This is a genomic window from Kitasatospora purpeofusca (assembly GCF_036010405.1).
GTDB classification, from domain to species: domain Bacteria; phylum Actinomycetota; class Actinomycetes; order Streptomycetales; family Streptomycetaceae; genus Kitasatospora; species Kitasatospora purpeofusca.
Genome location: NZ_CP108561.1, coordinates 6,898,290 through 6,918,477, shown reverse-complemented (window position 1 = coordinate 6,918,477; position 20,188 = coordinate 6,898,290). Strand labels below are relative to the sequence as shown.

Below are 20,188 nucleotides of genomic sequence, written 5' to 3'. Positions count from 1 at the left end.
GACGGGACAGCCGGAACGCGCCCGTCAGTACTCGACGGCGTCCAGGTGGTAGGTGGTGTCGACCGAGAACTCCCCGGCCCGCGCCTTGATGGAGAGCACGTACTGACCGGGCGCCAGCGGGTCCAGGGCGCACCACTGGCCCCAGGCGACGCGCGGGATGCCCATCACCAGGAAGCGCCTGGACGCGAACTCCTGCACCCGCAGCGGGACCCCGTTCAACGTCGCCTCCGCCCTGGAGGTCTCGACCCGCCACGGCGCGGCGGACAGGCCGAAGGCGAAGCGCTGGGTGTTGAAGACCGGGAAGAAGACCGGCTTCCCGGCGGGGATGGGGCAGCGGCGCACGACGCGGCCGCCGTAGGTGCCGGCCAGGAACCAGACGTCCGAGGGCTGACGCCAGTTGGCGAACTCGCCGGTGGTGTCACCGACGGGGCTGCGCTCCGCCGGGGCCGACAGTGCCCACTTCCACCAGCGCGCCGCGAGCTCCGCGCCCCGGCGGGGGTCCACGGTGTCGGCACCGGTCTCGGGGGAGGCGGCCTCGCCCACGGTCTGCTCCTTCGGTTCCACGCGCGCACCGCAGATCGGTTCGCCCCGCGACTTTATCCCCTGGGTTTGTCCCCCGGGTGCCGGGCCCTCCGCGCGGGAGGGCCCGGGGCGGGCCGTCGGGCGGTCAGGCGATCACGCGGCGGACGGTGACCTCGTACTGGTCGACCGCGCCGTCCCAGCGGACGACGACGGTGCCGCCCTGCGAGTCGTCGTAGTCGTCGAAGTCGTCATCGTCGTAGTCGTCGTCGTGGAAGTCGTCGTCCTGATCCTCGTCCTCGTCCTCATCCTCGTCGGCCGGGGCGAAGCGCACGAGGGCGAGGTCGTGGGACTCCTCGTCGCAGAAGGCCGCCAGGTAGTCCCGCAGGGCCGGGTCGGCCACACCGGCCACCAGCTCGTGGGCCTCCTCCGCCACCTCGTCGGCGGTGTCGCCGAGGCCGGCCGGGACCAGCTCGGGCGAGGTGGCGGCGGTCAGGCCGGTGGCGGCGCGGAGGGCGTCGAGCAGGGTGTCACCGGAGGCGATCCGGCCCTGCCAGAGCGTCCACACCTCCCGGGGCAGGTCGGCCGAGGCGAGGTCGACGCCGTGGCGGCCCGATATCCGGCCCAACTCCTCGCCCAGCAGGGCGCCGCGCCACTGCCCGCCCTCGGACGCCGCGACGGCGGCGGCCAGATCGGCGCCGAACGCGGCCAGCGTGTCGGGCAGTTCGCGCGGGTCGACCCAGAACAGCGACCGGCTCGCGTCGAACACCAACTCGGTCTCGGCGGTGTCACCCGGCGGGGTGAGCAGCAGATCACCGGGGCCGATCGTCTCCTCCCCCGCGAGCGCGGCCCGGCCGACCCACACCGGGTCGTGGTCGAGCTCGGCCTCGTCGAGGAAGTTGCCGCCGTAGTAGGCCCCGTAGCGGGCGTCCGCGTACTCGGTCAGCGGCCGGCCGAGCACCTCCCCGAAAGCCCCGGCCAAAGTGGCCTCCCACTCCGCGGAGCGGCCGGGCGGCGGCGTGCTGTTCTCAAGCGTCATGGCGGGAGTACAGCACGGCCAACCGACAGCGCCGGCAACGGGGTTGGGTCAGCGGCTGTAGTCCTTGAGCTCCTCGGTGTCCAGGACCATGTCGAGACCGGGGAGTTCGACCCGCTCGCCGTAGTCGTAGGTCCGGGTCCCGCGGTAGCTGCCCTTGACCGGCTCGCTGTGGACGGTGACGGTGTCGTTGTCCCGGTCGACCAGTAGACAGAGCGGGATGCCGCTCTCCGCGTACGCCCGGGGCTTCTTGACCCGGTCCCGCTCGTCGGCCCGCCGGTCGAAGGAGGTGACCTCCGCGACCAGCAGCACACCCCGGGAGTCGGCCCACTCGCCTTGGCCGGCGAAGTACTCGGCGGGCGCCAGGGTGCCGTCCGGGCGGGCGGCAGTCGCGGCGATGGCCTCGAAGGCGTCGAACCGCAGCCCGGCCCGGTCAGCCGGTGGCGCGGACATAGATGTCGGCGGCGCCGGGGAGTCCGGCGGGGTCGGGGGCGACGTAGATGCGGCGGGCCCGGTTGCGGGTGGGGTCGGTGACGGGTTCCTCGGTGTCCTCGGGTGTCGGGGTGGGGCTCGGGCCGGGGTCGGCGGCCGGTTCGGCGGCGGGGGCGAGGTGCTCGGCGGGTTCCGGGTCGGCGGCCTCACCGGCGGGCTCGGTGGCCTCCGCCGGGTCGGTGGGGTCCGCGTCGGCGTCGAGGGCCGGACCGTCGGTGGGCGCCTCATCAGGCGGCGCGGAAGGCAGCGCGGTGGGCGGCACGGAGGGCGAGGCGTCAGGAAGTGCCGAGGGGGAAGCCGACGGCGAGGCCGACGGCGAGGCCGAGGCCGGCAGCGGCCCGCCCAGCTCCGGGGCCGAGGCCGGTTCGTCGCCGCCCAGTGCCTCGGTGAGGTCGGCGGGCAGCGGGGCGACGGCGCCGGGGGCGGGCAGGTCGTAGGTGCGCAGGAAATCGCCGATGCCGACCTCGCGCCCGCCCGCCAGCCGGTAGTGCAGGTAGGCGACGGGCAGGCCGTCCGCCCCCCGCGTGTAGACGGCGCCGACCGGGACGTAGTAGCGGCCCGCGCCCGGGTGCTGGGAGGGATGGAGCCCGGCCAGCAGTTCGGCGCGGTCGCGGTCGGTCTCGATGGCCCCCCGGCCGACGGTGAGCGCGTTGACACCCCGGACGGCGAGGGCGGCCAGCACCGACACGAAGACCACCAGACCGATCGCGACGGTGCGGCGCAGCACCGGCCGGCCGTGCAGGGCCGGCCAGGATTCGCTGGTCGCACGCTCGGGCGGCGATCCGCCGTCGGGCCCTCGTTGCCTCACTGTTCCCGTTCCCCCGGTCCGTCGTCCTGGCGGCCCGGTCAGGGCCCGGCCGTTCGTGGTGCTCGTCCTGGACCCTACGCTCCGAGTTCCGAATGGGACCAACCACCCCGATCAGCCCTGGTAGCACCTCCGCCCGGCCCTCCGCCCGAGCTCCGCCCGACCTCCGCCCGGCCCTCCGTTCAGCCCAGGTACGCGGGCGCGACGGCCGCCTCCAGCAGCCGCCCGACCGCGCCGCCGCCGTCGGCGGGAACGGTCCACAGGTCGGCGCCGAAGTCGCCGGGCATGGCGTAGAGCAGGGTGCGGTCGTCGGACCAGACGGCCTGGTCGTCGATGCTGCGCTGCTCGGCGGTGGCGGTCTCGGTCATGGTGGCGAGGTCGAGGACGTACAGCCGCCAGGGGGCGTCCGCGGAGGCGCCGGGGACGCGCTTCTTGTAGGCGATCCGGGTGCCGTCCGGGGAGAGGGACGGGCACTCGACGTTCTGGTGCAGGGTGGTGAGGGTGCGGGCGGCTAGGTCGCCGCGGACCAGGTAGGTCTGGCCGCCGGTGGCGACGGTGGCGTAGAAGGTGTTGTCGTCGGCGAAGGTCACGCCCCAGACGTTGACGTCCGGCGCCCGGTACGGCCTGCCGTCCTTGACCACGTCGAACTCCTCCAGGTTCTCCCGGAGGTTCCAGTCGCGGACGTCGACGATCGAGGTGCGGGTGGAGAAGTCGGTGCCCGCGTAGGAGTCGCCGCTGACGAAGACGGTCCAGGCGGCGAGGTGGCCGGAGGGCGAGACCCGGGAGCGGGTGGGGATGCCGGCGGCCGGGAAGGAGCGCAGTTCGCGCAGGTGGTCGTCGAGGACGACGGCCCGGTAGGTGTCCTGGAGGGCGCCCCGGTCGGCCCGCAGGCAGATGCCGGTGCCCGCGGCGGCGTAGAAGCGCAGGCACTGGACGCCGGAGGAGGTGCGCGGGCCGTCGGGGTGCCCGGCGGGGACGGTGACGACCTCGTCGCGGTGCGGGCCCCAGGCCATGTTGCGGAAGACGAGCTGCCGGGCGGCCGGGTCCTTGAGGGTGACCTCGCCCCGGGTGACGACCGGGCCGCCGGCCTGGGTGCGGTCGCGTTCGGCGGAGCGGTCCGAGGCCCACAGGACGGCGCCGGTGCCGACCGCGCCGAGCAGGACGACGGCGACCAGCAGGATCAGCACCCGGGTGCGGTTCGGGAGGGTGGTGGCGGTGGTCACGAGGGCACCTCGGAGTCGTCGGTCGTGGAGGTGGCGGGCCCACCAGGGATGCCGGTAGCGGCGGCGGGCTCGCGCAGGACGAACGCCGCCCCGGTGACGCAGCCGGCCAGCGCCAGCGCCGACCAGGTCAGCGCGGTGGTGCCGCCGACCGCGCTCCACAGCGCGCCGAACGCCAGCGAGCAGGCGAACCGGGCCAGCGCCTGCCCGGTGCCGACCAGGGCGAGGCCGGCGCCGCGCCGCTCGGCGGGGACGGTGTCGGCCGCGGCGGCGGCGAGCACGCCGTCCGTGGCCGCGTAGAAGGAGCCGTGCAGCAGCAGGACGCAGACCACGGCCGCCGGGCCGTCCAGCGGCGACAGCAGCAGGCCGTAGGCGAGCAGCAGGACGCCGTGCCCGGCCAGGAACAGCCGGCGGCGGCCGATCCGGTCGGCGAGCGCGCCGAGCGGCACGGCGAGCAGCAGGAAGGCGCCCGCGGTACCGAGCGGCAGCAGCGGGAAGTACTCGACGGAGAGGCCGAGCCGGCGCTGCACCAGCAGGTAGAGGAAGGAGTCGCTGACGGTGGTGAGGCCGAGCAGCACCGCGCACACGGTGAGCCGGCGCAGGCCGGGGACGCGCAGCAGCGCGAGCCCGTCCCGCAGCCGGGGGCGGGCGTCGGAGACTCCGGCGGCGTCGGAGGACGGTCCGGCGCCGTCGGGCGTCCCGGCGGCGTCGAGCCGGTTCGGCACGAAGAGCAGCAGGACGAGCACGCCGAGCACCGCGACGCACCCGCTGACCGCGAACACCGCGTGGTAGCCCTGCTGCTGGCCGCCGTCGGCGAGCATCGGGCCGCCGGCCAGCCGCAGGACGAGGAAGGCGGTGAGCGGACCGAGCAGCGCGCCCGCCGTGTCCATCGCCCGGTGGACGCCGAACGCCCGGCCGCGGTGGGCCGGTTCGGTGGCGAGCGAGATCATCGCGTCCCGCGGGGCGGTGCGCAGGCCCTTGCCGGTGCGGTCGACGGCGACCACGGCGCCGATCAGCGGCACCGTGTGGACGAGCAGCAGCAGCGGCTTGCAGAGCGCGGACAGTCCGTAGCCGACGGCGGCGACGGCCTTGTGCCGGGGCGCCCCGTCGCGGCCCCGGCGGTCGGCGAGGTGGCCGCCGAGCAGGCGGACGAGGGCGCTGAAGCCGTTCTGGATGCCGTCGAGCAGGCCGAAGCCGAGCGGGGACAGGCCGAGGCCGGTGAGCAGGTAGAGCGGCAGGACGGCGCTGACCATCTCGGACGAGACGTCGGTGACCAGGCTGACCACGCCCAGGGCCACCACGGTGCCGGGGACGGCCGCCCGGACGGCGGTGCGGCGTCCGGCGGCGGCGCGCGGTCCGTCACCGGCGCCGGATCCGTCGGCCGGGCCGGATCCGTCGGCGGCCTCCCGCCGCCCCGGCCGGGTCTCGGCCGGGGCGACGGGGGCCTTGGAGCTGCGGGAGTCCGCGACGTACACGGGCGTCAGTTCCAGATGCCGGTGACGGTGGCGGCGGTGGCGGCGTTGCCCGCGTGGCTGGTCAGGCCCGCGAGGTCCTCCAGGGTGCGCAGCACGTTGTAGTGGTTGTAGGTGGTGGCGGTGGTGGAGCCCGGGGTGACGTGGGCGCCGTAGAAGACGGTGGGGATGCGGTTGCCGGCGAGGCGGTTGTCCTCGTCGAAGGTGACGACGAGGAGGCTGTTGTTGGCCTTGGCCCAGGTGGCGTAGGCGCCGAGCTTGTTCTTGATCCAGGTGTCGCCGGTGCCGACCGAGCAGTCGTGCATGTCGTTGCACAGGTCCGGGACGACGAAGGAGACCTTCGGCAGGGTGGCGTAGTTCGTCGGGAACTGCGTCATGGTGTACGCGGTGTTGGTCGGCACGTTGGAGAAGCCGAACCACGGGTTGTGCTTCTGCGCGTACTTGCCGCTGGAGCACACGGTCGAGCCCTGGCTCGGCAGGCCCTCGTTGTAGCTGCCCCAGGTCTTGCCGGCGGCGATCAGCTCGGAGGCGAGGTTCGGCTTGTTGATCGAGCCGACGGAGACGCAGCTGTCGTCGGTGCGGCCCTGGTTGGAGCCGGAGAACAGCTGGTAGTAGTTGGGCTCGCTGGGGTGGGTGAGCCCGAAGGACTGGGTGAGGGTGGCGCCGCCGGCCGCGAGGGTGTTGTTGATGTACGGGGCGCTGGAGCTGCCGATGACCTGGGTGTAGGCGTGGTTCTCCAGGACGACGACGACCACGTGGTCGGGGGCCGGCAGGGCGGCGGCCTGCGCGGTGGTGCCGGTGGCGGCCCAGAGGCCGAGCGACCCGGCGACGAGGCCGAGCCCGGCGGCCGAGGCGGTGAGCCGGCGGCGGGGGCGGCTCGGGGCGGCACCCCCGGCGCTCGGGGCGGTGGCGCTCATGTCAACAGTGTCCGGAGTTTCGGGCATGGTGTCCTCCGTGTGGCGTCGGGACCGGCGGTGGGCAGGGCAGGCTCACCCGGCCGCCGGGTACTGCCGGGTGGGAGAGGACCGCCGGTCGGGGCACCGGCGGTTTCGGAGCGCCGCAAACAGTAGGAGCGGCCCGGTGGCGGGGGCCTCGGCGCAGAGGTGAAGAACTGGCGAACAGGGATCGGTGGCCGAGCTTCGCCGTAGGACGGACGCCGGGGAACGTCACAATCGACCCGATTGACCCGTCCGTCGCGGGCGTGGTGGGATTTCCGGCGGCCCCCGACGCCCGGTATCGCCCTGACCTGCGGCATTCCGCCCGGGCGGCGACCGGCGGATTTCGGCCGCCCCCGGTGGCCCTCGGCGACCGCCGGGCCGGGCCGACCGGCGTCCGGCCCTCGGGCAGGTGTCGGGCGGGTGACGTGGAGGAGCTGGACGTGAGCGGACGGTGAGTACAGCGTGAGGAATCCCGACGGCGACGGGCCCGTCGGCGGCGACGGCCTCGTCGTCGGCGTCGGCGTGCGCGCGACCGCCGCGGAGACGGAACTGCTGGAGCTGGTCCGGCGGACGCTCGCCGGAGCCGGACTGCCCGCCGACGCCGTCCGCGCACTCGCGACCCTCACCGGCAAGGGCGGCCACCCCGCCGTCCGGGCCGCCGCGGCGGCGTTCGGCGTCCCCGTGGCCGAGTACCCGGCCGAGGCGCTGGCCGCCGTCCCGGTGCCGAACCCGTCCGGCACCGTCGGCGAGGCGGTCGGGACGGTCAGCGTGGCCGAGGCGGCGGCCCTGGCGGCGACGGGCGGCGGCGAACTCCTCGTCCCCAAACGGAAGACCGCGTCCGCGACGGCCGCCGTCGCCCGCACCCCTCACCACCGGAACGCAGGAGAGCGCCCGTGACCCCCCACTCCCCCGCCGAACCCGGCGCGCACGAGCCGCACGAGCCGCACGAGCCGCACGAGCCGGACCTGCGCCACCACGGGGACGCCGAGGTCCGCGCCGACGGGGCCGACCTGGTCGACCTCGCCGTCAACGTCCGCACCGGCACACCCCCGGACTGGCTGCGCACCCGCCTCGCCGCCACCCTCGCCGACCTCGCCGCCTACCCCGACGGCACCGCCGCCCGCGCCGCCGTCGCCGCCCGGCACGGCCGCCCGGTGGACGAGGTCCTGCTCACCTCCGGCGCCGCCGAGGCGTTCGTCCTGCTCGCCCGCATCCTGACGCCACGTCACATCACGGTGGTCCACCCGCAGTTCACCGAGCCGGAGGCCGCCCTGCGGGACGCCGGACACCCCGTGCACCGCACCCTGCTCTCCCCCGCCGAGGGCTTCCGGCTGACCGTCGGCGCCGTGCCGGAGGAGTCGGACCTGGTCGTGCTGGGCAACCCCACCAACCCCACCTCCGTCCTCCACCCGGCCGCCGCCGTCGCCGCCCTGGCCCGGCCCGGCCGCACCCTGGTGATCGACGAGGCGTTCATGGACACCGTGCCCGGGGAGAGCGAGTCCCTGGCCGCCGCCCGGGAGCTGCCGGGCCGGGTGGTGGTCCTGCGCAGCCTCACCAAGACCTGGGGCCTGGCCGGGCTGCGGATCGGCTACGTGCTCGGCCCGGCCCCGCTGATCGCCGGACTCGCCGCCGCCCAGCCGCTCTGGCCGGTCTCCACCCCGGCCCTGGTCGCCGCCGAGGCCTGCTCGGCCCCGGCCGCGCTCGACGAGGCCGAGCGGGCCGCCCACGAACTCGGGCTCCGGCGCGACCACCTGCTGAAGGGACTGGCCGCCCTCCCCGCCGTCCGGGTGCACGGCGAACCGGCGGCGTCCTTCGTGCTGGTCGAGCTGCCCGGCGCGGACACCGTGCGCGACCGGCTGCGCGCACGCGGCTTCGCCGTCCGCCGGGGCGACACCTTCCCCGGCCTCGGCCCGGACTGGCTGCGCATCGCCGTCCGGGACGAGGGCACCACGGACGCCTTCCTCGCCGTGCTCGCCGAGGCCCTCGGCTAGCGGGTCGGAGTCAGGGAACGGCGGGGCGGCCGAGGGCGGCGGAGGTCTCCAACGGCAGCGGCCCCGGCCCCGGGACGGTGAGCGTCGGCGTGCCCGAGGGCGTCGTCACCGTCACCGTGATCGGCGCCGACCGCCCGCCCGAGCCGCCGTCCCCCGAGGTCAGGAGCACCACCGCCAGGGTCGCCCCGGCCATCGCGACCACCGCCCAGCGCGCCCACCGCGCCGTCCGTCCGCCCGCGCTCCCGTCCGTGCTCACGCCCGCCGTGCCCTCGCCGTCCGTGCCCTCGCCCGCCACGCCCTCGAACTGCCGGTGCCCGCCGCCCATCCCGGTCGCCTCCCCGGACTCGGTGCTGGTACCCATGGGACCTCCTGGAGCGGCAACCGGTTCCGCTTCCCCGGGAAAACCCCTCAGGAAGACCCCTTCGGGAAGACCCTTCGGGCCACCGGCCCGACCCGGTCCCCCACCCGCACCCGCCCGGGCCGCAGCACCCGGGCGTACACACCCAGGCAGGGCAGCGCCGCCATCCCCGGCAGCGGCACCACCCGGTTGCGCTCCGCGAGCACCCGCAGCGCCGCCGCCGAGCGCGGCAGCCCCGGCCCGTGCGCGAGGGTCGGGACGGCGCAGCGCGGCGTCGCCGCCACGACGTGCAGGCGCAGCTCCGGACCGACCGCCAACTCCCCCTCCACCCAGTCGTTCTCGACAAAACCGGAGACACCGTCGGGAGTCCGCAGCACCAGGTTGGGGCGGTACCGCCCGGCCGCCGCCGCGGGCGCGTCCGCGGCGTCGAGGGCGGCCGTGGTGAGCAGGTGGAGCGGCGCGAAGTCGAAGAAGGTGCCGGTCGGCGCACCCCGGCCCAACTCGCTGACGGTGAAGCCGACCTCGGCCCGCACGCCGCGCGCCAGGACCTCCTCCGGGACGGACCGTTCGACGCTCGCGCCCGGCGGCGGCACGTCCACCAGCCGGACCTTGCGGCCCAGCCGCTCCGAGAGCCCGCCCTCGTCGACGGCCCCGCCGTCCGGACCGAGGACGGCCACCCGGCCGCCCGGGCCGGTGACCGCCGTGAACCCGAGCACGCCGGCCCACAGCCGGGGGTTCTTGGCGCTCACCACCCGTCCGGTGTCGGCGTCCAGCAGCGCCCACGCGCGGTCGCCGGCGATGCCGCGCTCCGACACCTCCGCCTCGCGGAGCTCCTCACCGAGCATCGACTTCACCGGGTACCGGCACAGCCGCTCCACCGTGGCCACCAGCACCGCGCTCAGGCCCCCAGCTCGGTCCGGGCCCACTCCCGCAGCGTGTCGAAGTCCTCGGCCCGCAGGCCGACCCCGGGGTGGATCCGGTACGTCGCCGCCGGGCCCGGGTGGTTGGCGGCTATCCACTCGGTGTCCTGCGGGCCCAGCTCGTCGTCCACCCAGACGAAGGGGCGCCCGTCCGCCCACTCGACCAGGACCCTGGTCTTCCAGTGCAGGCCGTCCGGGTCCTCGTGGAACATCTTCGGCCAGGCGATGAAGGGGAGTTCGGGCAGGCCGACGAGCGGGCCGATCCAGGTGTTGGCCTCGCCCTTCCAGGCTGTCGCCCAGACCAGTTCGAAGGGCAGGCCGAGCAGCCGGGGGCCGTGGTCGGGGTTGATCCACAGCCGGATCGGCTCGACCTCCTCGGCCGGCTTCCCGGGGAAGCGCGCCAGCAGGAAGTCCGGGCGGACGTGGTGGGTGCCGTATCCGGCGGGCTGTTCCGACGGCTGGGCGGCGAACGGGTTCAGCGGGCCGTCGACGTCGAGGAGGAGCAGCGGGAGGGTGGTCATGATGCGAATGGTCCCGCGCGGTGCGCTTCTTGACCATCTTTTTTGCGGCGGTCGGGAGGGCCCGGGGCGGTCCGGAACAGAATCGGGATAGTTCCCGCACCGGACCGTGAACGACCCCGGCGTACGGTCGTGCTGCGCCGGTGAGCGACACCGGCAGTCACAACCCTGGGGGATCCGCCATGCGCCCGCGCCGTCTCGTTCTCACCGCCGTCGCCGTCGCGGCCCTCGCCGTCACCGCGAGCGCGTGCGGGCCGGAGAACAGCGACCCCGCCACCTCCGCGTCCGGCCCGGCCACCACGGCCGCCGCCCCCGCCACCACGGCCCCGGCCGCTCCGGCCGCACCGACCTCCGCACCGGCCGGCGCTCCCACGTCCGCGCCCGCCGCCGCGCCCACCACCGCGAAGCCCTCCGCCTCCACGCCCGCCCAGGCCGCCGGCACCTGCGCCACCAAGGACGTCGTCCTCACCGCCAAGGCCGAGTCCCAGGCGGGCGGCTACATCCTGATCACCGTCAAGGCCAAGCCCGGCGTCACCTGTACCCTGGCCGCCCGCCGCCCCGTGATCGCCTTCGGCTCGGGCGGCATCGAGGCGGCCAAGGCCGAGCAGACCCCCGCCCAGCCGATCAAGCTCAGCGGGTCGGAGGCCGCCTACGCGGGCGTCATGACCAAGACCACCAAGGACAACCAGGCGATCCAGTTCGGCGACGTCATCGTCGGCGTCAACGACCCGGACCCCGACCCGGTCAGCCTGCCGATCGGCCCGACCAACGTGGACAAGCCGATCGTCACCAACTGGCACACCCGGCCCGCGGAGGCCGTGCCGATCCACTGACCGGACCGGCCCGCACCCGTCGGGCCGCCGACCCGGTAGCGGCGGTCGGACCGGTAATCGCTGGTCCGGCGGCGGCCGCTCTGCTTGGATCCGGCCATGACCACGGAACTGCCGGACGGCTACGAGATCTCCACCGACCCCGCGCGCCTCGATGCCGCGCTGATCCACCGGTGGCTGTCCGAGGACGCCTACTGGGCGCTCGGCCGCAGCCGCGAGAAGCAGGACCTCGCCATCGCCGGCTCGCTCAACTTCGGTGTCTACGAGCGCGCTTCCGGCGCCCAGCTCGGCTACGCCCGGGTGGTCACCGACTTCGCCACCTTCGCCTGGCTCTGCGACGTCTACATCGCCCCGGCCGCCCGCGGCCGGGGCCTCGGCACCGCCCTCGCCACCGCCGTCCGCGACCACCTCGCCCCCCACGGCCTGCGCCGCCTGCTGCTCGCCACCGCCGACGCCCACCCCGTCTACGCGAAGGTCGGCTTCGAGCCCATGGCGAAGCCGGAGAAGTGGATGGTCCTCGGACAGCAGTGAGGCCCGTGTGCAGTGGAACCGCACACCGGAAACGCCCGCAGGGCCTCCCCGTGCGACGGGGAGGCCCTGCGGGCGTACGTGCTACTACCGGCGGATCGCCGTGGATCAGACCTGGCCGGCCTTCTCCAGGGCGGCGCAGCAGGTGTTGATCAGCAGGCGGGTGACGACGTAGGGGTCGACGTTGGCGTTCGGCCGACGGTCCTCGATGTAACCCTTCTGCTCGACCTCGACCTGCCACGGGATGCGGACCGAGGCGCCGCGGTCCGAGACGCCGTAGGAGTAGACGTTCCACGGGGCGGTCTCGTGCTTGCCGGTCAGGCGGGACTCGATGTCGGCGCCGTACTGGGTGACGTGCTCCAGGACCAGCTCCTGGGAGGCGCCGAGCGACTCGCAGGCGGTGATGATCGCGTCGTAGCCCTCGCGCATCGCCTTGGTGGAGAAGTTGGTGTGCGCGCCCGCACCGTTCCAGTCGCCGCGGGCCGGCTTGGCGTCGAGGGTGGCGTCGATGCCGAACTCCTCGGCGGTGCGGTAGAGCAGGTAGCGGGCGATCCACATGTCGTCGGAGACGGTCAGGGCGTCGACCGGGCCGATCTGGAACTCCCACTGGCCGGGCATGACCTCGGCGTTGATGCCGCAGATGGCGAGGCCGGCGTCGATGCAGCGGTCGAGGTGCAGCTCGACGATCTCGCGGCCGAAGACCTCCTCGGCGCCGACACCGCAGTAGTAGCCGCCCTGCGGGGCCGGGAAGCCGCCCTCGGGGAAGCCGAGCGGGCGGGAGCCCTTGAAGAAGGTGTACTCCTGCTCGATGCCGAAGATCGACTCCTGCGCCTCGTACTGCTCGGCGACACCGCGCAGCAGGGCACGGGTGTTGGACTCGTGCGGGGTGCCGTCGGTCTCGTTGACCTCGCAGAGGACGAGGATGTTGTCGCCGCCGCGGATCGGGTCCTTGGTGACCCGGACCGGCTCCAGCACGCGGTCCGAGGCGTGACCCTCGGCCTGGTTGGTCGAGGAACCGTCGAAGCCCCAGGTGGGGATCTTCTCGGCGTTCGGCAGGACACGAGTCTTGGAGCGGAGCTTGGCGGTCGGCTTGGTGCCGTCGATCCAGATGTACTCGGCCTTGATTGCCACGGCGGTGTACCTCGCATAACTGGGTGGTGGGTGCCCGCGTAGCGTTGCAAGGCGCCGTTTCCCGGTTGTTCCTCTCATGTAACGCGCATGTGAACCAACCGTCCGCATTGGCACGGTCACGGTGCGGGAGTGCCGCAGGTGGCACTCCCGCACCCGAGGGGGACCGGGGCTCAGTGGCGGCGGGCGTGGGCCGCGACCGCGCGGCGGCGGCGGGTGCCCCAGAGGGCGAAGGCGCCACCGGCCACCAGGGCCGCGGCTCCGGCGGCGAGCGGGGCGGTGGCGTCGTTGCCACCGGTGGACGCCAGGTGGTCGGGCGCGGCGGAGGACGTACCGGTGCCGGTCCGGCGGGCGGAGGGGGTCGTGCCGGCGACCTGCGGGGCGGCGGCGCGGGTGGTGCCGGGGGCCGCGGACGGGGCTGCGGAGGGGGCTCCGGACGGGGTGACGTCCGCAACGGGTTGGGCGGCCGGGGTCACGCTCGGGGCCGCGTCCGACGGCGCCGGGGTGGCGGTGGGCGCGGCCGGCACCGGCTTCTCGCAGCTCACCGAGGCGATCCTGATGGTGCCGGTCACCTTGGCGACATTGAGGTTGAGCGGGTCCACCGCCACCTGGACCTCCAGTGCCGAGGCGGCGGCGGTGGTCGAGGTGGTGGTCTTCTTGGAGAACTCCACCGATACGCTGCCGACCAGCGGCACGTCCACCTTGGTCGGCCCGTAGAGGCTGACGGTGACGGACTTGCCGAGCACGGTGAGCTTGGCCGGGGCCACCACGTCGGCGGTCGGCTGCCCGTCGACCGGACAGGTGGCGGTGGCGGTGAGCGCCTCCAGGCCCAGCAGGGTGGTCCCGGGCAGGCCGGGGGCGTGCACATCGGCGTCGGCCAGGGTGACGGAGGCGGTGGCGCCCTTGGCGTCCGTCCTGGTCACCGACTTGCCGACGTCGGCCTTGACCAGGGTGACCGGTCCGGACTGGTCGACGCCGTCGACCTTGGCGGTGAGCACGGTGCCGTCGCGCTGTGCCGGGGACTCCACCTTGTTGAGCGAGACATTCACCGGGACGTCCACGGCGTTGTTCAACAGGCGGACGTCCAGGTCGAGTTCGGCGGTGACGGCGCGCGCCTTGCCCGGCGAGCCGGGAGCGGCGGTCCCGGTGCCCGGACCACCCGGCGCGCCCGGGGCCGCCGTGGCGGTCGGCACGGTGAGCAGTGTGCAGACCACGACGGCGGCGCTTGCGGAAACGATTCGGCGAGCGGAACGGGAAGAGCGGTGGGAACGGGAAGAGCTATAGGTGCGAGAAGACATGGCGGTACCCCACGACCAACGACAGGAATTGGATGAGCCGCCAGTCTTCTCAAACGATCCGTCATACGAGTCATACAGAGAGTCATTTCACCCATTGGGGTGATGTTGACGCTCTGGGATGACGCGGATCTGCTAGGGCAGCCGCCAGTCGACGGGCTGGGCGCCCTGCTGGGCGAGCAGCTCGTTGGCGCGGCTGAACGGCCTGGAGCCGAAGAAGCCGCCGCTCGCCGAGTACGGGCTCGGGTGCGCGGACTCGATCGCCGGGATCTGGCCCAGCAGCGGCCGCAGATTGCGCGCGTCCCGGCCCCAGAGGATCGCCACCAGCGGGCCTCCGCGCTCGGTCAGGGCGCGGATCGCCTGCTCGGTGACCTCCTCCCAGCCCTTGCCCCGGTGCGCCGCGGGCTTGCGCGGGGCGGTGGTCAGGGCGCGGTTCAGCAGCAGCACGCCCTGGCGCGTCCACGGGGTGAGGTCGCCGTTGGACGGCTGCGGCAGGCCGAGGTCGCTGCCGTACTCCTGGAAGATGTTGATCAGACTCGCCGGGATCGGACGGACGTCCTCCCCCACCGAGAAGCTGAGGCCGACGGCGTGACCGGGCGTCGGATAGGGGTCCTGGCCGACGATCAGCACCCGGACGTCGGCGAAGGGCTGCTGGAAGGCGCGCAGCACATTCGGTCCGGAGGGCAGATAGGTGCGGCCTGCGGCCAGCTCGGCGCGGAGGAAGTCGCCCATCGCGGCGACCCGCCCGGCCACCGGCTCCAGCGCGGTGGCCCACCCGGGCTCGACGATCTCATTCAGTGGACGCGGTGCCATGGGCGTAACCCTATCGGCCTACTCGGACAGCCCTGTCACCACGACCACCGGCCCCGGCGTCGGCACTGGCGTCGGCGTCCGGGGCGCCGCCCCCGCTCAGGCCACCGGGCGGCCGCGCAGCACCACCAGCCGCGGATCGGCCAGCACCCGGACATCGGCGCGCGGGTCCTCCGCGTACACCACGAAGTCCGCCGGGGCGCCCTCCTCCAGACCGGGCCGCCCCAGCCAGGCCCGCGCGCCCCAGCTCGCCGCCGAGAGCGCCTCGGCCGGGGCGAGTCCGGCCTTCACCAGCTCGGCGACCTCCTCCGCGACCAGGCCGTGGGCCAGCGAGCCGCCCGCGTCCGTGCCGACGTAGATCGGGATGCCCGCGTCGTGCGCGGCGCCCACCGTGTCGTAGCGGCGCTCGTGCAGCCGACGCATGTGGGCGGCCCAGGACGGGAACTTGGCCTCGCCGCCGGACGCCAGCTGCGGGAAGGTGGCGATGTTGACGAGCGTCGGGACGATCGCGACCCCGCGCTCGGCGAACACCGGGATCAGCTCCTCGGTCAGCCCGGTGGCGTGCTCGACGCAGTCGATGCCGGCCGCCAGCAGGTCCGGCAGCGACTCGGCGGCGAAGCAGTGCGCGGTGACCCGCGCACCCTCCTCGTGCGCCGCCGCGATCGCCTCGGTGAGCGCGTCGCCGGGCCAGCAGGCGGTGAGGTCGCCGTGCTCCCGGTCGATCCAGTCACCGACCAGCTTCACCCAGCCGTCGCCGCGCCTGGCCTCGGCCCGGACGTAGGCGGCGAGGTCGCCGGGCTCGATCTCGTGCGCGTAGTTGCGGATGTAGCGGCGGGTGCGGGCGATGTGCCGGCCGGCCCGGATGATCCGCGGCAGGTCCTCCCGCTCGTCGATCCAGCGGGTGTCCGCAGCCGAACCGGCGTCGCGGAGCAGCAGGGTCCCGGTGTCGCGGTCGGTGATCGCCTGCTTCTCGCTGGTGGCGGCGTCGACCGCGCCGTGCGCGTCCAGGCCGACGTGGCAGTGCGCGTCCACCAGGCCCGGCAGCACCCAGCCCTCGACCGTCCGGACGTCCCCGGACCCGGACCCGGACCCGGCCCCCGCCCCGACGGCGGTCGGCCGGGAGAAGGCCACCCGGCCGTCGACCACCCAGAGTTCGTCCCGGACGTCCTCCGGCCCCACCAGCACCCGACCACGGACGTGCAGCACCGCGCCATCGCTCATGGCGGCACTCTACCGACGGCGCCGTTGCCTGCGGGCGGCGATTGTGAGGCAGACTCGTTCGGACCGGCACCGCCCCTCCCCGCGAAAGGCCCCGAGACCGTGAGCCCCTTCCTCGACCTTCCCCCGCTCACCGCCGCCGAGTTCGCGGCGATCGAGGACAAGGTCGCCGCGCTGCTCCACACCACCGCCGATGTCGTCGTCACCCAGGGCGAGGCGCTGCTGCCGCTGGAGGCGGCGATCCGCGGCGCCGCGCACCCGGGCTCGACCGCGCTCAACATCGTCACCGGCCCCTACGGCCAGACCTTCGGCAACTGGCTGCGCGACTGCGGCACCAAGGTGGTCGACCTGGCCGTGCCGTTCGAGACCGCGGTGAGCGCCGAGCAGGTCGCCGAGGCCCTGGCCGCCGAACCGGCGATCGACTTCGTCTCGCTGGTGCACGCCGAGGCCGCCACCGGCAACACCAACCCGGTCGCGGAGATCGCCGCCGCGGTGCGCGAGCACGGCGCGCTGCTGATGGTGGACGCCGTCGCCTCGGTGGCCGCCGAGCCGCTGCTGACCGACGCCTGGGGCGTGGACCTGTGCGTGATCGGCGGGCAGAAGGCGATGGGCGGCCCGGCCGGCGTCTCGGCGGTCTCGGTCTCCGCACGGGCCTGGGAGCGGATCGCCGCCAACCCGGCCGCCCCGCGCCGCTCCTACCTCTCGCTGCTGGACTGGAAGGAGCGCTGGACGGACGCCGGCCGCACCGTCCTGCCGCACGCGCCCGCGCAGTTGGAGATGCTGGCGCTCGGCGCCTGCCTGGACCGGATCGCGGCGGACGGCCTGGACACCGTGATCGCCCGCCACCGCGCGGCGGCGGCCGCCACCCGCGCGGGCGTCCGGGCGCTCGGCACGCTCTCCCCCTTCGTCCCGGACGACGCGCACGCCGCGCCGGTCGCCACCACCCTGCGCACCCCGGACGGCCTGGGCGCCACCGGCCTCGCCCGCGAACTGCTGCGACTGGACGCCTCGCTCCCGGTCCAGGCCGGCGGCGGCGCGCTGGCCGCCTCGATGCTGCGGGTGAACCACTACGGCACCGCCGCGGACCTCGGCACCGTCCGCGCCACCCTCACCGCTCTCGCCACCGCGACGGCTGCGGACGCCGCCCCCGCCCTCACCGCGGCGGACGCCGCCTGGGAGCAGGCGCTCACCGCCGGGCGGTAACACCCGGCGGGCCGAGGCTCGGGAACACTGACCGGCCGGGCAGTGTTCCCGAGCGTTCCCGAGCCGTTCACTCCCCCGGCACCGGGACCTCACCGACCCCGGGCAGGCTCCTGCGCGACGGAGAAGTTGTCTGTACAACTTTGACCCCCGCCCTCCGGGCCGCCGAGGAGAAGACCATGACCACCACCGAGCTGTCGCCGTACTGGCTGCGCGACAACTGCCCCTGCACCGAGTGCCGCGACCCGCGCAACGGGCAGAAGCTGTTCCAGATCACCGACCTGCCGGACGATCTGGCGATCGCCGCGCGGGCCGAGCTGGACGGCCACCTGGAGGTGCTCTGGTCGGACGGGCACCGCTCGCGCTACCCGTCCGAGTGGCTCTCCCGGGGCGAGGACGGCGACGGGCGGACGGAGGCCGACAAGCAGCTCTGGGACGCCGCCGACTTCGCCGGCGGCATCCCCGGGGCGCACTGGGACACCTACCTCGCCGACCCGGCCGAACAGGCCGCCGTGCTGGCCGCCGTCCGCCGCTCCGGCTTCGCGGTGCTGCGCGGCGTCCCGGCGGTGGAGCGGCAGGTGCTGGCGGTCGCGGAGACCTTCGGGTACGTGCGGGTCACCAACTACGGCGCGCTGTTCGACGTCCGGGTCGAGCCGGACCCGAACAACCTCGCCTTCACCAGCGCCGCGATCGCCCCGCACAGCGACAACCCGTACCGGGACCCGGTGCCCACCCTCCAGCTGCTGCACTGCCTGGAGAACTCGGCCACCGGCGGCGACTCCGGCCTGGTGGACGGCTTCCGGGCGGCGGCGCTGCTGCGCGCGGAGGCACCGGAGCACTTCGCGGTGCTGACCCGCACCCCGGTGCCGTTCGTGTTCCGCGACCGGGGCACCGAACTGCGCGCCGACCGGCCGCTGATCGACGTGGACCCGCTGGGGCGGATCCGCGAGGTCCGGTTCAACAACCGCTCGATCGCGACCCTGCGCGGCCCGGCGGCGGAGCTGGACGCCTTCTACGCCGCCTACCGGGCGTTCGCCGCGATCACCCTGCGCCCGGCACTGCAGCTGGAGTTCCGGCTCGACCCCGGGGACTGCCTGATCTTCGACAACGTCCGGCTGCTGCACGCCCGGACGGCCTTCGCCCAGGACGGCCGCCGCCACCTCCAGGGCTGCTACGCCGACCTGGACTCGCTGTCCTCCACGCTGAGCGTGCTGGAACGCCGCTCGGCCGCGCTGGACGAACTGGCCGCGCTGTTCGAGGGCGAGGGCGCCGGGGAGTACCTGGGCGAGGCGGTCACCATGGCCGAGCACATGCTGCAGGCCGCAGCGCTGGCCGAGGCGGCCGGCGCGGGCCCGCACCTGGTCGCGGCGGCGCTGCTGCACGACGTCGGACATCTCTCCCTCGACAAGCACAGCCACGGGACCCTGCACGGGCGGGACCTGATGGCGGGCCGGGACAACCGGCACAGCCACACCGGCGCGGACTGGCTGGCCCGCTGGTTCGGCCCGGAGGTCACCGAGCCGGTCCGGCTGCACGTGGCCGCCAAGCGCTACCTGTGCACGGTCGAGCCGGAGTACCGGGCCCGGCTGTCCGAGGCCTCGGAGTACACCCTCCAGGTGCAGGGCGGGCCGATGTCCGAGGAGGAGGCCGCCGCCTTCGCCGCCCACCCGGGCGCCGAGGACGCGGTGGCGGTCCGCCGCTGGGACGACGAGGCCAAGGAGGCGGACGCGGTGACGCCGGACTTCCCGCACTTCCGGCCGCTGCTGGCCGCGCTGATGCGCTGACCCGTGCCGCCAACAGCACACCGCCGCACCGCCGTTGAAGCGGTGCGGCGGTACGGCGGTTGCAGTGGTACGACAGCGAACCGGTGCGGCGGACGGGCGACGCCCCCGAGCGTCAGTCACTCTCCCGCGCGTGCCGCGAAAGCGCCGACGCCGCCAGCGAGTTGTGGATACTGAAGGCCACCGTGCCGGGCAGGTAGCGGTCCTGGGACCACTCCACCGGAGTGCCGGTCGGGTCCGTGGTCCGGCGCCGCTCGCGCAGCAGCGGACCGCCGCGCCGGCAGCCCAGCAGCCGGGCGTCGTCCGCGTTCGCCGCGACTATGTCGATCGTGTGATCGGCGTCGGTGAACAGGATGCCGTGCTCGCGCAGCACCTCGGTGTGCGAGACGACGTCCGGCGGCAGCTCGGCGACGATCTCGCCCACCCGGGGCGGGTAGATGGTCCGCTCGACCATCACCGGCTTCCCGGAGAGGGTGCGCAGCCGGACCGTCACATAGACCTCGTCGCCCGGTTCGAGGCGCAACTGGTCGCGCTCGGCGGCGTCGGCCGGGCGGCGGACCAGCGAGTCCAGGATGCCGCCGGGCTCCTCGCCCATCGAGTAGGCCCAGTGCGTGAAGCTGAGCAGTTCGGAGAAGCTCTGCACCCGGGCCGTGCCGAGCACGACGCGACGGGTGCCCCGGCGCGAGGTGACCAGTCCGTCCGAGCGCAGCACGGCGAGCGCCTGGCGGACGGTGCCGCGCGAGACGCCGTACTGCTCGGCGAGCGCGCCCTCCGCGGGAAGCCGGCCGGCCTCGCCGAACGCGCCGGTGGTGATCGCCTCGCGCAGGTCGGCGGCGACCTTGCGGTAGAGCGAACCGGACGTGCGCTCGGCCCCGGCGGCGCCGGTCGGGCGGCTCTCGGGGCGCCCCGGCTCCAGTGCCACGTCAGTCAATGTCCCTCCTGGGCGTTGTCCTGCGCAGCCCGTACCGGCGCGGACAGCCCGACCATATCCCGCTGCGCTTCCGAAGCATCGCACTCCGGCGATCATCCGCCGGCGATCTGATTCGACCGTTCCCGCAGCCGACCCCGGTTCTGGGCCATCCGTTCACCTTCCCGTCATCGGACTCCGGCGTACTTACCCCCGTCAGCG

Annotated in this window: 21 protein-coding genes; 6 read left to right on the top strand and 15 right to left on the bottom strand. The window is 74.6% G+C overall.

Annotated elements, in window-relative coordinates; genetic code table 11:
* Window positions 1-24: 24 nt before the first annotated feature.
* From OG715_RS30285 to OG715_RS30255, 7 genes are all read right to left on the bottom strand, one after another.
* A complete protein-coding gene (locus OG715_RS30285; protein ID WP_266274116.1) occupies window positions 25-564 on the bottom strand; it encodes a hypothetical protein in 540 nt (179 codons plus the stop codon).
* Between the two features lie 103 nt (window positions 565-667).
* A complete protein-coding gene (locus OG715_RS30280; protein WP_266274117.1) occupies window positions 668-1,558 on the bottom strand; it encodes a hypothetical protein in 891 nt (296 codons plus the stop codon).
* A 48-nt stretch (window positions 1,559-1,606) separates the two neighbouring features.
* Window positions 1,607-2,008 carry a Uma2 family endonuclease gene (locus tag OG715_RS30275; RefSeq protein ID WP_266274118.1) on the bottom strand — a complete coding sequence of 134 codons (402 nt, stop codon included), beginning with the start codon at window positions 2,006-2,008 and terminating at the stop codon, window positions 1,607-1,609.
* Complete coding sequence (locus OG715_RS30270) at window positions 1,989-2,855, bottom strand: hypothetical protein (protein ID WP_266274119.1); 867 nt, start codon at window positions 2,853-2,855, stop codon at window positions 1,989-1,991. Before OG715_RS30270 ends, OG715_RS30275 begins: the two co-directional genes overlap by 20 nt.
* Window positions 2,856-3,034: 179 nt before the next feature.
* The gene (locus OG715_RS30265; RefSeq protein ID WP_266274120.1) at window positions 3,035-4,075 is read right to left on the bottom strand and encodes a TolB family protein; all 1,041 of its coding nucleotides are present in this window, start codon (window positions 4,073-4,075) and stop codon (window positions 3,035-3,037) included.
* Window positions 4,072-5,547, bottom strand: a complete 1,476-nt coding sequence (locus OG715_RS30260; RefSeq protein WP_266274121.1) for an MFS transporter — start codon at window positions 5,545-5,547, stop codon at window positions 4,072-4,074. Before OG715_RS30260 ends, OG715_RS30265 begins: the two co-directional genes overlap by 4 nt.
* 5 nt (window positions 5,548-5,552) lie before the next feature.
* Window positions 5,553-6,461 carry an alkaline phosphatase family protein gene (locus OG715_RS30255; RefSeq protein ID WP_266274122.1) on the bottom strand — a complete coding sequence of 303 codons (909 nt, stop codon included), beginning with the start codon at window positions 6,459-6,461 and terminating at the stop codon, window positions 5,553-5,555.
* Window positions 6,462-6,944: 483 nt separating this feature from the next.
* On the opposite strand from OG715_RS30255, the gene OG715_RS30250 reads away from it, so the two are divergent.
* Window positions 6,945-7,379, top strand: coding sequence for a cobalamin biosynthesis protein (locus OG715_RS30250; protein WP_266274123.1), 435 nt, complete (start codon window positions 6,945-6,947; stop codon window positions 7,377-7,379).
* Window positions 7,376-8,473, top strand: coding sequence for an Rv2231c family pyridoxal phosphate-dependent protein CobC (gene cobC / locus OG715_RS30245; RefSeq protein WP_407661038.1), 1,098 nt, complete (start codon window positions 7,376-7,378; stop codon window positions 8,471-8,473). The genes OG715_RS30250 and cobC overlap by 4 nt, the downstream gene beginning before the upstream one ends.
* Window positions 8,474-8,483: 10 nt before the next feature.
* On the opposite strand, the gene OG715_RS30240 is transcribed toward cobC, so the two are convergent.
* From OG715_RS30240 to OG715_RS30230, 3 genes are read right to left on the bottom strand one after another with little or no spacing between them, the layout of a single operon-like run.
* Window positions 8,484-8,834 carry a hypothetical protein gene (locus OG715_RS30240; RefSeq protein WP_266274124.1) on the bottom strand — a complete coding sequence of 117 codons (351 nt, stop codon included), beginning with the start codon at window positions 8,832-8,834 and terminating at the stop codon, window positions 8,484-8,486.
* A gap of 47 nt (window positions 8,835-8,881) precedes the next feature.
* Complete coding sequence (locus tag OG715_RS30235; protein WP_266274125.1) at window positions 8,882-9,757, bottom strand: MOSC N-terminal beta barrel domain-containing protein; 876 nt, start codon at window positions 9,755-9,757, stop codon at window positions 8,882-8,884.
* Window positions 9,730-10,272, bottom strand: coding sequence for a hypothetical protein (locus OG715_RS30230; RefSeq protein ID WP_266274126.1), 543 nt, complete (start codon window positions 10,270-10,272; stop codon window positions 9,730-9,732). The genes OG715_RS30235 and OG715_RS30230 overlap by 28 nt, the downstream gene beginning before the upstream one ends.
* Before the next feature lie 179 nt (window positions 10,273-10,451).
* Between OG715_RS30230 and OG715_RS30225 the strand changes: the two genes are divergently transcribed.
* Entirely contained in the window at window positions 10,452-11,102 is a 651-nt protein-coding gene (locus OG715_RS30225) for a DUF4232 domain-containing protein (RefSeq protein WP_266274127.1), read from the top strand.
* Window positions 11,103-11,198: 96 nt separating this feature from the next.
* Complete coding sequence (locus tag OG715_RS30220; RefSeq protein ID WP_266274128.1) at window positions 11,199-11,630, top strand: GNAT family N-acetyltransferase; 432 nt, start codon at window positions 11,199-11,201, stop codon at window positions 11,628-11,630.
* A gap of 105 nt (window positions 11,631-11,735) precedes the next feature.
* On the opposite strand, the gene glnII is transcribed toward OG715_RS30220, so the two are convergent.
* The 4 genes from glnII to OG715_RS30200 form a co-directional block, all read right to left on the bottom strand.
* Entirely contained in the window at window positions 11,736-12,758 is a 1,023-nt protein-coding gene (glnII, locus tag OG715_RS30215; protein ID WP_266274129.1) for a glutamine synthetase GlnII, read from the bottom strand.
* Between the two features lie 170 nt (window positions 12,759-12,928).
* Complete coding sequence (locus tag OG715_RS30210) at window positions 12,929-14,053, bottom strand: SCO1860 family LAETG-anchored protein (RefSeq protein WP_323182230.1); 1,125 nt, start codon at window positions 14,051-14,053, stop codon at window positions 12,929-12,931.
* A 132-nt stretch (window positions 14,054-14,185) separates the two neighbouring features.
* Window positions 14,186-14,863, bottom strand: coding sequence for a uracil-DNA glycosylase (locus OG715_RS30205; RefSeq protein ID WP_266274131.1), 678 nt, complete (start codon window positions 14,861-14,863; stop codon window positions 14,186-14,188).
* 96 nt (window positions 14,864-14,959) lie between these two features.
* Window positions 14,960-16,081 carry an amidohydrolase family protein gene (locus OG715_RS30200; RefSeq protein ID WP_266274132.1) on the bottom strand — a complete coding sequence of 374 codons (1,122 nt, stop codon included), beginning with the start codon at window positions 16,079-16,081 and terminating at the stop codon, window positions 14,960-14,962.
* A gap of 99 nt (window positions 16,082-16,180) precedes the next feature.
* Between OG715_RS30200 and OG715_RS30195 the strand changes: the two genes are divergently transcribed.
* Window positions 16,181-17,281, top strand: coding sequence for a pyridoxal-phosphate-dependent aminotransferase family protein (locus OG715_RS30195; RefSeq protein ID WP_266274133.1), 1,101 nt, complete (start codon window positions 16,181-16,183; stop codon window positions 17,279-17,281).
* A 140-nt stretch (window positions 17,282-17,421) separates the two neighbouring features.
* A complete protein-coding gene (gene tmpA / locus OG715_RS30190; RefSeq protein ID WP_438268134.1) occupies window positions 17,422-19,062 on the top strand; it encodes a 2-trimethylaminoethylphosphonate dioxygenase in 1,641 nt (546 codons plus the stop codon).
* Window positions 19,063-19,174: 112 nt separating this feature from the next.
* Here the strand turns inward: tmpA and OG715_RS30185 are convergent, their stop codons facing one another.
* The gene (locus OG715_RS30185; RefSeq protein WP_266274665.1) at window positions 19,175-19,981 is read right to left on the bottom strand and encodes a GntR family transcriptional regulator; all 807 of its coding nucleotides are present in this window, start codon (window positions 19,979-19,981) and stop codon (window positions 19,175-19,177) included.
* Window positions 19,982-20,188: the final 207 nt, after the last annotated feature.